Raw genomic sequence first — 13,408 nt, 5'->3', positions numbered from 1 at the left:
AATGCATCTTAACGATTATTCTGCGTTTTTCTCTGCTCTTAGCCATTCAAAACGCGGAATACTTTCTCCTCCTATTTCTACCTGCTCGGAAAACATACTCAGTGGGCGTGCCCACCAGCCGAATTCACCGTACAAAGCTTGGTAAATAACCAGTTTTTCTTCTGTCTCGCTGTGAGTCACTACACGCTCAACCCAATACTTCGCCCCTTTATAATGGCGATAGACTCCCATCTTCATAAACCAGCCCTTTTATTAAAAATCGACCTATTTTTACCAAAAACCAGAATACTTGGTCGCTATTTGAAAACTTAGCCTCTATTTAAGTAACTAGACTTAGGGAATAATAACCCCCTAATGTGTATTCCCAGTGATAGACCACACGTCACTCATCGATATTACAAGGTTTGTTTATGTATCTCGTACGCCCCGTAGATTTTGGTGACCTTCCTGCTTTAGAGCGCTTAGCTCAGGAAGCGGGTATCGGCATGACAAATTTTCCTGCGAACCGTGAGAGACTGAATGACAAAATAGCCTCGTCACGCCGCTCTCTACAAACCGATGTGGTGCAACCCGGTGATGAATCCTACTTATTTGTCTTAGTGGATACCAGCACAAACAGTATAGTCGGAACCTGCGGTTTAGAAGCCATGGTCGGTATCGACACGCCTTTTTACAGTTATCGTATTGATGAGGTCGTTCACGCATCCCCTCAATTACAAATCCATAACCGTATTTCTGCTTTATTTCTTTGCCACGACTACAGCGGCACCAGCCGACTAATGTCTCTCGTGGTCGACAAAGCCCATCAAAATGCCACGGCGCTCGCTCTGTTGTCTCGTGCCAGACTGCTCTTTATCGCTCGCCATCCTGAGCGCTTTACCAAGCGTCTGTTCGTGGAACTAAGAGGCGAAAGCGATCGTCATGGTTATTCGCCTTTTTGGGACGCTCTGGGTAAACACTTTTTTACCATGGATTTCAAAAAAGCAGACTACTTGTCAGGCGTCAGTAACAAGCACTTCATTGCCGACTTGATGCCACGCTACCCAATTTACGTTCCTACCTTGCCAGAAGCGGCGCAAGAAGTAATTGGTGTGCTCCATGAAGACTCTGAAAAAAGCACCGACATCTTGCTTGAAGAAGGCTTCGAGTTCCGTGGTTACGTGGATATTTTTGACGCTGGGCCAACGCTTGAAGCGCGCTCAGAAAACTTAACCACAGTGAGCCAACAGCGTATTGGCAAAGCCTTGATTCAACCGGACACGCTAACCGGTAAAACGCACCTTATTTCGGCCGGTCATTTAGAAGATTTTCGAGTGACGACCGCCACGGCTGAGCCGCAAGTTGCGGGGCTCGCCATAGAAAAAGACACCCAAGAACGCTTACAGATCTCTTCTGGCAGCCGCATTCAGTGGGTTTTACTTTAATAACAACTTACTTCAACGACATGCAGTAATGCCTGAGCTGGTATGAAGATATTTTTAAGAGGATTTTTATCATGATGGTCATCCGCCCAATTCGCCAAGAGGATCATGCATCCCTCTATCGGCTTGCAGAAAAAACCGGGGTTGGCTTTACCTCTTTAGTGGCCGACGAAGCTATTTTACAACGCAAAATAGACTCGGCAACGCGCTCTTTTGCTAAAGAAACCGTCGAAAAACCTGGCCTTGAAGATTACCTAATGGTGTTGGAAGACACGGATACAGGGGATATCGTAGGCACGACCGGTTTGCTAGCAGCCGTGGGCTTAGATGAACCCTTCTACAGTTACCACGTGGGTACCATCACACATTCTTCTCGTGAGCTTGGCGTGCACAACATCATGCCAACCCTAGTACTAAACAATGACTACACCGGCTGCAGTGAAGTCTGCACCTTGTTTTTAGAAGAAGGCTACCGACACTCTAAAAACGGACAACTTTTGTCTAAGTCGCGTTTTATGTTTTTGGCACAATTCCCTGAGCGTTTTACCGACAAAATTTTCGCAGAAATGCGTGGCGTCAGCGATGAAAACGGCGTGTCACCTTTCTGGGAAAGCCTAGGTCGTCACTTTTTCTCCATCGACTTTGATCGTGCCGACGAGCTAACCAGCCTTGGCAGTAAACAGTTTATTGCTGAATTGATGCCGAACAACCCTGTTTACGTCAACTTGCTCAGCCAAGAAGCCCGCGACGTGCTGGGTCAAGTTCATAAAAACACGGTTCCAGCGCGTCGTTTGCTAGAGCAAGAAGGCTTCCGCTATGAAAATTACGTCGATATTTTCGACGGCGGACCGACCATTGAAGCCCGCGTACAAGACATTCGAGCGGTTCGCGACAGTCGTCTCTGTCTTGCCAGTATTGGCGAGCCAAAAGGCGCAGGGGAAGGCGTTCATTATTTGGTTTCAAATGCCAAGGTGAAAGATTTCCGCTGCATCATGATTCAACGCTCAACCCCACCTGGCAGCGCTATGACGCTGACTCAGGAAGAAGCTGAGCATCTTGCGGTTTCTAATAAAGAACCCGTGCGCGTTGTCGAATTGTCGCCTCACTAAAACGCAGAATGGCGCGACAAACCGCTTAACAAAAGACAATGCAAAAGCGACCACAAACACACTAGGCCATCGGACCATGATGGCAAAGACACAGTCTACTCAATAAGAGGAGCACACATGAAACAAGCTCATTACATCAATGGACAATGGATTCAAGGCGAAGGCCCGCTGTCTCGCTCTATCGACCCTGCCGATGCTAGCCTAGTTTGGGAAGCCAACAGCGCCAGCGAAAGCCAAGTGGATCAAGCCATTACTGCGGCACGCAACGCTTTTCCTGCTTGGGCAAATCGCCCTCGAGCAGAACGCATTGCCATCATTGAAGCCTTTGCCGCGCTGGTAAAAGAAAACAGCGAAGCCATTGCCACCGTGATCAGCCGCGAAACTGGCAAGCCTATTTGGGAAACTCGCACCGAAGCCGCCGCTATGGTCGGTAAAGTAGCCATCTCTCAAAAAGCCTACGACGAGCGCACTGGTGAAAAAAGCTCACCAATGCCAGGCGCAACAGCTCGTTTACGCCATCGTCCACACGGCGTTGTGGCGGTGTTTGGGCCTTACAACTTCCCAGGTCATTTGCCAAACGGCCACATAGTACCTGCGCTTATCGCGGGTAACACCTTGGTTTTTAAACCAAGCGAACAAGCCCCTGCCACGTCGGATTTAATCATTCAATTGTGGGAAAAAGCCGGTCTTCCTGCTGGTGTGGTCAATATGGTTCAAGGTGAACGCGCCACTGGCGTGGCGCTGGCCAATCATCAAGGTATCAATGGCCTATTCTTCACTGGTAGTCCACAAGTCGGCCATATACTGCACAAAGATTTTGCCGGCCATCCAGGTAAAATTCTTGCGTTAGAAATGGGGGGTAACAACCCGTTATTGGTCTCAGAAAACATCGCAGATCAACGCGCGGCTGTGCATGAAATCATCCAATCTGCGTTTATTTCAGCCGGACAACGTTGCACCTGTGCACGTCGTTTATTGTTACCAAAAGGCCGCGTCGGCGATGCGATTCTAGAAAAGCTTATCGTTGCGACCAAAGCCCTACGCATTGATCGTTTTGACGCAGAAGAGGCTCCATTCATGGGACCAATCGTCTCCGCTCAAGCGGCCGATGGCTTGCTGCAAGCTTACAACAAACTTGTTGGACTCGGCGCCAAACCGCTGCTTGAAATGACTCGCGGCGACGCTAACACAGGCTTTGTCACACCAGGCATTGTCGATGCCACTGACATGCTAGATGCTTTGCCAGACCAAGAGTACTTTGGCCCACTGCTGACCGTTGTGCGCTACGACTCATTAGACCAAGCCATGCAAGTGGCCAACAACACCAGCTTCGGTTTATCGGCAGGCATCTTGTCTGATGAGAAAAGCGAGTATGAGTGGTTCTTACAACACAGTCGTGCCGGCATCATTAACTGGAACCGCCAAACAACCGGCGCCTCTAGTGCGGCACCTTTTGGTGGTACTGGCGCCAGCGGCAACCACAGAGCGAGCGCTTACTACGCGGCTGACTACTGTGCTTACCCTGTTGCGAGCATCGAAGCGGACAGCCTATGCATGCCAGAAAAGTTAGGCCCAGGCTTAACGCTGTAAACGATCAATAAACCAGCGGCCTTTCAAGTCGCGCTCTATTCACAAAGAGCGCGACAGCAGCGCTTAGCAATAAGATAACCATACAGAATTCAGAACATCGAGGTAATCATGAACAATGCGACAGAAGCCAATTTTGATGGCTTAGTGGGACCGACCCATAACTACAGCGGCCTTTCTTTTGGTAATGTCGCGTCTTTAAACAACTCAGCGCGCCCTTCCAATCCGAAAGCCGCGGCCAAACAAGGCTTGGTAAAAATGAAAGCCTTGGCGGATCTGGGCTTCGTTCAAGGGGTACTAGCGCCTCATGAGCGACCACATATCCCAAGTTTACGTCGCCTTGGATTTTCTGGCTCAGATGCTGACATTTTGGCACAAGCAGCCAAACAAGCCCCCAAAATACTTGCCGCCGTTAGCTCTGCGTCTTGCATGTGGACGGCCAACGCCGCCACTGTATCCCCAAGTGGCGACACTCAAGATGGCCGCGTGCATTTTACCCCCGCTAATTTGGTGAATAAGTTTCATCGCTCGATCGAACACGAAACCACAGGCGCGATTTTAAAAGCGACTTTCAAAGACGAAAAACACTTTGCCCATCATTCAGCATTGCCAAGTGTCGATCATTTTGGAGACGAAGGCGCCGCCAATCACACTCGCTTCTGTGACCAATACAACGAACAAGGCATCGAATTTTTCGTCTATGGCATGTCGGCGTTTGATATGTCATCGCCACGTCCTGCGAAATTTCCAGCGCGTCATACCTTAGAAGCGTCTCAAGCTGTGGCGCGCAGCCATGGTTTAACCCCATCACAAGTGGTCTATGCGCAACAAAACCCTGACGTGATAGACGCTGGCGTATTCCACAACGACGTCATCGCCGTTGGCAACCGCAATGCGCATTTTTACCATCAAGAAGCCTTTCTCGATACCGCCAAAATGAAACAAGACTTGTTGGCTGCGTGGGGCGATCGTGCGTCACAGTTTCACCTGATTGAAGTGCCAACTGACGCTGTCTCTGTGCAAGATTGTATTCAATCCTACTTGTTTAACAGCCAACTATTAAGCCGTGGCGACAACGACATGGTACTGGTCGTACCAGGGGAATGTGAGAACAACCCAGCCGTGTGGGCGTATTTGAATAGTCTAGTGGCAGGTCATTCGCCGATCACAGAAGTCAAAGTATTCGACCTAAAACAAAGCATGAGCAACGGTGGTGGACCCGCTTGCTTGCGTCTTCGTGTCGCGCTGACACAAGCCGAAAAAGCCGCACTCAACCCAGCCACCTTGATGAACGACACACTGTTCGGCCGATTGAACACCTGGGTAGACGCACACTACCGCGACACATTGCACGAAGCAGACCTCGCCGACCCACAACTGCTCATCGAAAGCCGCACCGCACTGGATGAACTGACTAAGATCTTAGACTTGGGATCAGTCTACGAGTTTCAGAAGTAAACAAAACCGAACCAGATATACCAACCTTAGGCTGCCCTTTTTGGGGTAGCCTTTTTTTGCCCCCCCCCCCCCTAATCACACATATCAGGCACTTTATCTCAGGTCTTGTAGGTTAGTCTTTAGACTAATAACTGGAGATTCGGTGTTTCAACCGAGGGTTAAAGTCGAAATGGCCGGTGATGTTTTGTTTGTTAAAAAAGAGTCGTATAAATCACACGTGTCTGGCACTTTATCTCAGATTTTGTAGGTTAGTCTTTAGGCTAATAACTGGAGATTTGGTGTTTCAACCATAGCTTAAAGTCCAAATGATCGGTGACGCTCGGTTGTAAAAAAGCATCACTCTAATCGCACGTGTCTCGTCTGATTGGCTTTATTGGCACAGTGGTCATCAGCCTAAAGGCTGACCTACAAGTGAAAGACCATTTGGTTCCACCAAGCCCTTGTGGGCTGGCCTTCAGGCCGGTAACTGGAGATTTGGTGTTTCAACCGAGGGTTAAAGTCGAAATAGTTGATGATGTTTTTTTGTTAAAAAAGAGTCATATAAATCACAGGTGTCTGGCACTTTACCTCAGGTCTTGTAGGTTAGTCTTTAGGCTAATAACTGGAGATTCGGTGTTTCAACCATAGCTTAAAGTCCAAATGATCGGTGATGTTATCTGACCAAAAGAAATCACTCTAGTCACAGGTGTCTCGCATGATTGGCTTTATTACCACAGTGGTCATCAGCCTAAAGACTGACCTACAAGATCTGGCATCACTCTAGTCACAGGTGTCTCGTATGATTGATTTTATTAGCACAGTGGCATCCGGGCTAAAGCCACGGCCTACAAGTACAAGACCATTTGATGCCACCAAGCCCTTGTGGGCTGGCCTTCAGGCCGGTAACTGGAGATTTGGTGTTTCAACCATAGGTTAAAGTCGAAATGACAAGTGACGCTCGGTTGTGAAAAAGAGTCATGTTAATCACAGGTGTCTCGTATGATTGGCTTTATTAGCACAGTGGCAATCGAGCTAAAGCCACGGCCCACAAGACCTAGCCTATCAGTTAAAGTCTAAATAATCGTAGGCCGGCATGGAGGGAGGCACGACGGGAATCTGGCTTACGCGGACTGTTATTTGCTAAAAATGCTCGCCGTTTTCGTAGTAGTCTTTGCCCTGTAAATCGCGGAACAATACGGTAATGTCTTGGCCGCTTTCTACCAGTGGTCTTGTTAGATCTTCAATTGCGCGGGCGACTTTCGCTTTCACTTCGTCGCCACGGTCAAACCACAAGACTTCAAAAAATGGATACGCCGGAGAAGCGCCTCCTACAACTAGATAGGTCGTTGCTTGAAACTCAAGGGTAAAATGTGAGTTTGGTGTGTCTGTGATCTCTGCCAAGTTTTCCACCAGAATGTCTCCGATGGATTCAAGGTCTTCAAATGGCAGCCCACGTACTCGTATATGCGGCATAATTACAAACCTACTGCGTTGTCTCTGTTGTGTTAATAGCGGGATCAGGTGTTTCCATAGCAGAGCTGCTGCTGTCATCGTCTTCGTCTATATAACGAAACGAGCGAGAGTCAATCACCTTACCATTTTGCACGACTTCTGCGGTCCAAGTTCCATCAAACCCTGGCATTAAACGTTTGCTTGACCAAACACGCCAGCGATCGCCACCGATATCAAACGAAATATCCGCCATCACGTCACCGTCTAATTTCCAACGATGGGTCACTTGGCTACCCGCCATGCCACGTAAATCGGTAAAGAAATACACTCTTTGTATCTCGCCATATTTTACATAAACAACCTGACCAATATCGTCAATCGGTTCACGGTCAATAACATCGTTAGAAAAAACAGCCCGAGCCACGGTTCCTTCTGCCCAAGCAGGAACCGCAATGCAAAGTGATAATAAGCTCGCTAAAGCAAATCGAAAAAAATGTTGGCGCATAGTGAAATCCTATAAAGCGTTTTAAAGAAAAGCGCAGCGGCTTTAAGACCCGCTATGCAAACTGAAATGTCTATCTTAAAAATAGCGTATTAAGAGAAGAATGACAGCGAGACTTTTGTATAAATTTGCAACATGTCTCGCTGTATTAGAAGGGCATTTTACGCAAGCCGCCAGATAGGAACAAAGCGTTTTAGATTATTTACTTATCGCTTACTTTGCGTGACGATCTGCAAGTGGTGTCGAGAAGGTGTATTCCATATCCCACGGAAAGCGAATCCAGGTGTCTTGGCTCACTTCGGTAACAAAAGTATCCACCAGCGGTTTGCCGGCTGGTTTGGCGTAAATCGTCGCAAAATGCGCTTTTGGCAACATATCGCGTACTTTTTGCGCCGTACGCCCCGTATCCACCAGATCATCGATCAAAATAAAACCTTCGCCATCCCCTTCAACGCCTTTTAGCACGCTCAACTCGCCTTGCTTCATCGCGGCTTCACCGGCATCGCCACTGTAGCTGACGATACAAATAGTATCGATCAAGCGAATGTCCATTTCACGACACAAAATAGCCGCAGGAACCAAACCACCACGGGTAATCGCAATAATGCCTTTCCATGGTCCTTGTTCTAACAAACGCCAAGACAATGCACGTGCATTTCGGTGTAGCTCTTCCCAAGAAACGGGAAAGTCTTTCGAATAAGGGGTCATCATAAGCTCCTATGCTCATAGTCGGTCGCAACGGGGGTCTAAATACTCAAAGCCGCCATGATAATCACAGCGTCTTACATTTCAGCAGCATCTAGAAAGGTTTGCTTGTGTCGGGATATTCGCGCATTTTAGTCGAAAATGACGCAAAAAACACAAAGGCAGATTTTAAAGGGGGGATTTTAGCGGCATTGGTAGTCCCGCTGCAACAAAAGTTACCCGTTCGGTCAAGTTTGCTAATTTTTGATTCATTGTGCCGATTTCGTCACCAAATCGTCTAGCCAGCTTATTCATCGGCATAATGCCCAACCCGACCTCGCTTGACACAATAACCAATTCACCTGAAAAGTCTTTAGCGGCGTCTAAAAAGGCGTGGGTTTCTTGCTCAAAAACAGCCTCGTCTTCTAAGCATAATAAATTACTTATCCACAAAGAGACGCACTCAATAATCACAGCGTGATCAGGGTGGTTTAAGCGTATTAAGGTGTCGGCCAAGGCAATCGGCTCTTCGATTAACTGCCATTGATCAGGGCGGCGCTGCTGATGTTTGGCTACTCGACTCGCCATCTCGTCGTCCCAAACCTGAGACGTCGCCACATAATGTACCGGCTTATCCAGCGCGGCAATTTGCGCTTCTGCAAATGCACTCTTGCCGCTGCGCACACCGCCTAACACCAAATGCTTCATGCTAACTCTCGCCCTCCCGCCGTTTTTAACAAGCCCATTAAGGCTCTGTCTAAACGAGGGATTTCCTCGGTTGCAGGCAGCGCCACTCGAATCCAGCCATCTCCCAGACGAGTATGTACGCCGACCGAATGCAACATGTCAAAAACGTGCTCCGCATACGCGGCATTCGCCAAACGCCAGGTCACAAACAAAGGACTAACCACGCTGTCTTGGGAGTCAAAAATCGTATTGAGCTTTGGCATGACCCTGTTAATAAACAGGGCTTGTCGCTCGGCTAAACTTTGCTTCGCTTGCGCTTGCCAGACGACATCATCAAAAGCCGCGCCCACTAAAAACAAGCTCGGTGTTGCCACCGGCCACGGCCCCATTAGGTTTTGCAACGCAATTTGCCAACGAGTCGCACAAAATGCAAAGCCAACGCGCGCGCCAGCCAAGCCAAAAAACTTACCTACTGAGCGCATCACGAACAAAGAAGGAGACCAATATTCAGGCACCTGAGTCGTCAACAAGCTGTTTTCAGGCATAGGATCAATAAAGGCTTCATCGACGACAAGGTAAGCATCCATGGATTCTGCTTTACTCAACACCGCCTGCAATTGCGCCAAAGAAGACAAGCGGCCACTCGGATTATTCGGCTGTATCACCACAGCGACTTGCCAAGTCTGCTCTAAAAGCTCATCTAGCTCCTGGTAGTAGGCTATTTCATAGCCCCACTTTTGCCACGCAAACGCATGTTCCTGATAACCAATACGAGGCACCATAACGACTTTCTGCTTCAGTTTTTCACTCAATAAAGCCGGCAAAGACTCAATAATATGCTGAGAACCCGCGCCAATCGCACTAGGGCGCATGCCATAATAACGGGTCGCTTGCGCCATCAAAACCGCTTGGTCTGGTAATTCATTCCATAACGCCGGATCAATAGCAGGAATCGGCCAAGGCTCTCTATTGCAAGCCGAAGAAAGATCTAACCAAGCCAACGCCTGTGCGCCGACTTTTCGCTGCCAATAGGCCAAGTCGCCACCGTGTTTTGGCGGCACTAAATCAAAATGCATATTAGCAATCCCCATAAATAAACGCTTTTATCGACTAATCCAATGGCCTTTTCTAAATGCAAAGGCGTCGGTGCATCGCCCTCGCCCAGCACAGGACGTGTCTCGATTTTTCCAAAATACGGCGCTTCACCACCCAGCTTCACATTCAAGGCGCCAGCACCGGCGGCCATAACAGGGCCGGCATTGGGGCTTTTCCAGCGCACTTCTTCTTTACCTGCCGAGCGTAACGCCTGAGTCCACTTGCCACAAGCCGCATAGGTGTAAACCACCAAGCGCGCGGGAAGATAATTCAACACGTCGTCAAAGCGCGCAGCAAACCAACCAAAATACAAAAGTTCGCGAGTTTTATAGCCCCACATGGCATCTAAGGTATTCGCCAAGCGATACACCAAAGCGCCAGGCGCACCCAAGATAAGAAACCAAAAAATCGGCGCAAAAATCGCATCGCTGCCATTTTCTAACACGGATTCAATGCCCGCTTTTGCCACGTCGGACTCGGTTAAATTCTGCGTGTCACGGCTAACAATACGACTCACCGCAAATCGCGCTTCATCAAGTTGCCCAAGACTTAACGGCGTCGCGATGGCTAAAGCGTGCTCGCGCAAACTTTGCCACCCAATGGAGAAGTACAAAATCAGCACAGACAGCAAGCTGTCTAGCCAATCGGGAAGCAACCAATAGCAGAGCAAGAGCACAAACAAACAAGGCAAAACGGCGGCACACCAAGCTGCAACGCCCAACAAACGCTGATTGAACACGTCTGCGCTAAGCGGCAATTGCAACGTCCGTCGGCAATAATCCACCCAGCGGCCAAACCAAATCAGTGGATGCCAGCTTTTTGGCTCGCCGAGCAGCCGATCCAACAGCAAGGCGGCCACCAGCATCGTGGCCGTCGAGCCCAGAAATTCAAAAGAGTCATTAAAAATAGAGGTAATCATGGTTAAGCGTCTTTTTTTCACTTAAAAAAGCATCAATGTCGGGTAGAATTCTACCACCGAATTGACCAAATACGTGATGACTTGCATGCCAGCTTTTAACTTAATGATTCAAGGAACGACGTCGGATGCTGGGAAAAGCACCCTAGTCACCGCCCTGTGCCGATTATTCCAACGCCGAGGCATCAGTGTGGCGCCATTTAAGCCACAAAATATGGCGTTAAACAGCGCCGTAACCGCCGATGGTAACGAGATTGGCCGAGCTCAAGCCGTGCAAGCTTATGCCGCAGGGCTAGAACCTCACGTCGACATGAACCCGATTCTTCTTAAGCCCAACACAGACACAGGCGCGCAAGTTATCATTCAAGGCAAAGCCATCGGTAACATGAACGCCGTGGGTTACCACGAATACAAAAGCATCGCCAAAATAGCCGCACTTGAGTCCTACCATCGCCTTGCCGACCAGTACCAAGCGGTATTAATAGAAGGCGCAGGCAGCCCAGCGGAAATTAATCTACGCGCCCGCGACATCGCCAACATGGGCTTTGCCGAAGCCGTCGATAGCCCTGTCATCATCATTGCCGACATAGACAAAGGCGGTGTTTTTGCGCACCTTGTTGGTACCCTAGATCTGCTTAGTCCAAGTGAGCAAGACAGAGTCATTGGCTTTGTGATTAACCGCTTTCGTGGCGACATCAGCTTGCTGCAATCTGGATTGGACTGGCTTGAAGAACGCACCGGCAAACCGGTTCTAGGAGTTTTACCTTACTTAAAGGGCTTCCATTTAGAATCTGAAGACGCAGTGGCAAAAAGCCCAGAAAAAGCAGGCCTTCAAGCCAAATTACAGGTTGTTATTCCTGTCATGCCGCGTACCAGCAACCACACCGACTGGGACGCGCTGCGCTTACACCCTGATGTGCAAGTCACCTTAGTGGGCGCCAACGAAACCATACCCGCAGCGGATTTAGTAATACTGCCAGGCAGCAAAAGCGTGCAATCGGATTTGGCTTTTTTGCGCCAAGAAGGTTGGGAAGGCTACTTACAAAAACACCTAAGATACGGCGGCAAAGTCATCGGCATTTGTGGCGGCTACCAGATGTTAGGGGAAAAGCTACTCGATCCGCACGGTTTAGAAAATCATGAGAAAAACACAGAATCAAACGGCTTTGGTTTTATTCCCATGGAAACCGTATTGGAAAAAGACAAACAGCTGAAACAACGCCAAGGCTCGCTGTTGTTAGACAAGGCTAATGACTTGCCAGCACACGCTCAACTCACGGGCTATGAAATTCATTGTGGCGTATCGCATTTCACACAGGACAGACAACCACTGGCGACACTAGAAAACGGCCAGCAAGAAGGCTTCGTCTCAGCCGACAACGCCATCATAGGCACCTACCTCCATGGCCTATTCGACCACCCAGACGCCCTCGCCGCACTCATAAAATGGGCTGGAGTAGAAAACGCCACGCCATTTGACTACACAGCCCTACGCGACCAAGAAATCGACCGCCTCGCCGACAGCACCGAAGCACACATGGATATAGACAGGCTAATTCAACAGTGTAAAAAACACTAAGTAAAACAATCAACAACCCCTAGCGCTTGCCCTCGTGGGTTGGAATACATAAAAAAGAGTCACGCTAACCACAGGTGTCAGGCTCTTTGTCTCAGGTCTTGTAGGTTAGTCTTTAGGCTAATAACTGGAGATTCGGTGTTTCAACCGAGGGTTAAAGTCCAAATGACCGGTGATGCAATGTGAGTTGTACTTGCCCTCGTGGGCTGGAATACCTAGAAAAGAGCGGCCAGTAACTCATGAACAGATGAAACCAACCATAGGTCAAAGTCTAAATGACAAGTGACGCTCGGTTGTGAAAAAGCATCACTCTAATCACACGTGTCTCGCATGATTGGCTTTATTGGCACAGTGGTCATCAGCCTAAAGACTGACATACAAGTTCAAGTTCAAGTGCGAGCGCAAGTTGGTTGAGTTATGTTAATTCTAAGTGTCGGGTCTTGTAGGTTAGCCTTTAGGCTAATAACTGGAGATTCGGTGTTTCAACCATAGGTTAAAGTCGAAATAGCCGGTGATGCAATGTGAGTTGTACTTGCCCTTGTGGGCTGGCCTTCAGGCCGGTAACTCATGAACAGATGAAACCAACCATAGGTTAAAGTCCAAATGATCGGTGATGCAATATAATTAATAGCATTACTCTACTCACACGTGTCTCGCTCTTCTGATCCCCAAACTCCGTGGCATCCGGGCTAAAGCCACGGCCTACAAGTGACAGTCCATAGCTTAAAGTCCAAATGACCGGTGACGCTCGGTTGTAAAAAAGCATCACTCTAATCGCACGTGTCTCGCATGATTGGCTTTATTGGCACAGTGGTCATCAGCCTAAAGACTGACCTACAAGTGACAGTTCAAGTTCAAGTGCGAGCGCAAGTTGGTTGAGTCACGTTAATTCTAAGTGTCGGGTCTTGTAGGTTAGCCTTTAGGCTAATAACTGGAGATTTG

Annotated in this window: 12 protein-coding genes; 5 read left to right on the top strand and 7 right to left on the bottom strand. The window is 48.7% G+C overall.

Translation table 11 applies throughout. The annotated features are described in order from the left end of the window. Positions 1–15 precede the first annotated feature (15 nt). Positions 16–237: a DUF1653 domain-containing protein gene (locus tag ACIGBN_RS14310; RefSeq protein WP_396666208.1), complete on the bottom strand. Its 222-nt coding sequence runs from the start codon at positions 235–237 to the stop codon at positions 16–18. A 173-nt stretch (positions 238–410) separates the two neighbouring features. Between ACIGBN_RS14310 and ACIGBN_RS14305 the strand changes: the two genes are divergently transcribed. The 4 genes from ACIGBN_RS14305 (at position 411) to astB (ending at position 5,575) form a co-directional block, all read left to right on the top strand. Beyond that, positions 411–1,424, top strand: coding sequence for an arginine N-succinyltransferase (locus tag ACIGBN_RS14305; RefSeq protein ID WP_396666206.1), 1,014 nt, complete (start codon positions 411–413; stop codon positions 1,422–1,424). Between the two features lie 71 nt (positions 1,425–1,495). Next, positions 1,496–2,530 (top strand): arginine N-succinyltransferase, encoded by a 1,035-nt coding sequence (gene astA, locus ACIGBN_RS14300; protein ID WP_341563094.1) that lies wholly within the window; start codon positions 1,496–1,498, stop codon positions 2,528–2,530. A 117-nt stretch (positions 2,531–2,647) separates the two neighbouring features. Next, on the top strand, positions 2,648–4,120 hold the full coding sequence (gene astD, locus ACIGBN_RS14295) for a succinylglutamate-semialdehyde dehydrogenase (RefSeq protein ID WP_396666203.1): 1,473 nt from the start codon (positions 2,648–2,650) through the stop codon (positions 4,118–4,120). A 108-nt stretch (positions 4,121–4,228) separates the two neighbouring features. Further along, positions 4,229–5,575, top strand: coding sequence for an N-succinylarginine dihydrolase (gene astB / locus ACIGBN_RS14290; RefSeq protein ID WP_133002632.1), 1,347 nt, complete (start codon positions 4,229–4,231; stop codon positions 5,573–5,575). A 1,119-nt stretch (positions 5,576–6,694) separates the two neighbouring features. Here astB and ACIGBN_RS14285 read toward each other — a convergent pair. From ACIGBN_RS14285 to cbiB, 6 genes are all read right to left on the bottom strand, one after another. After that, positions 6,695–7,027, bottom strand: coding sequence for a DUF1904 family protein (locus tag ACIGBN_RS14285; protein WP_396666201.1), 333 nt, complete (start codon positions 7,025–7,027; stop codon positions 6,695–6,697). A 10-nt stretch (positions 7,028–7,037) separates the two neighbouring features. Then, positions 7,038–7,511, bottom strand: coding sequence for a DUF2914 domain-containing protein (locus ACIGBN_RS14280; RefSeq protein WP_396666199.1), 474 nt, complete (start codon positions 7,509–7,511; stop codon positions 7,038–7,040). 210 nt (positions 7,512–7,721) lie between these two features. After that, the gene (gene gpt / locus ACIGBN_RS14275) at positions 7,722–8,216 is read right to left on the bottom strand and encodes a xanthine phosphoribosyltransferase (RefSeq protein ID WP_133002627.1); all 495 of its coding nucleotides are present in this window, start codon (positions 8,214–8,216) and stop codon (positions 7,722–7,724) included. Between the two features lie 165 nt (positions 8,217–8,381). Further along, positions 8,382–8,900, bottom strand: a complete 519-nt coding sequence (gene cobU / locus ACIGBN_RS14270; protein ID WP_396666197.1) for a bifunctional adenosylcobinamide kinase/adenosylcobinamide-phosphate guanylyltransferase — start codon at positions 8,898–8,900, stop codon at positions 8,382–8,384. Further along, entirely contained in the window at positions 8,897–9,955 is a 1,059-nt protein-coding gene (locus ACIGBN_RS14265; protein ID WP_396666195.1) for an aminotransferase class I/II-fold pyridoxal phosphate-dependent enzyme, read from the bottom strand. Before ACIGBN_RS14265 ends, cobU begins: the two co-directional genes overlap by 4 nt. Beyond that, positions 9,940–10,893: an adenosylcobinamide-phosphate synthase CbiB gene (gene cbiB / locus ACIGBN_RS14260; RefSeq protein WP_396666193.1), complete on the bottom strand. Its 954-nt coding sequence runs from the start codon at positions 10,891–10,893 to the stop codon at positions 9,940–9,942. The genes ACIGBN_RS14265 and cbiB overlap by 16 nt, the downstream gene beginning before the upstream one ends. An 85-nt stretch (positions 10,894–10,978) precedes the next feature. On the opposite strand from cbiB, the gene ACIGBN_RS14255 reads away from it, so the two are divergent. After that, positions 10,979–12,469: a cobyric acid synthase gene (locus tag ACIGBN_RS14255; protein WP_396666191.1), complete on the top strand. Its 1,491-nt coding sequence runs from the start codon at positions 10,979–10,981 to the stop codon at positions 12,467–12,469. Positions 12,470–13,408: the final 939 nt, after the last annotated feature.

Source organism: Marinomonas sp. NPDC078689 (assembly GCF_044542435.1).
Lineage (GTDB): Bacteria > Pseudomonadota > Gammaproteobacteria > Pseudomonadales > Marinomonadaceae > Marinomonas > Marinomonas arenicola.
The sequence above is the reverse complement of the archived record's forward strand: the minus strand, read 5'-3'. Positions and strand labels throughout refer to the sequence as shown.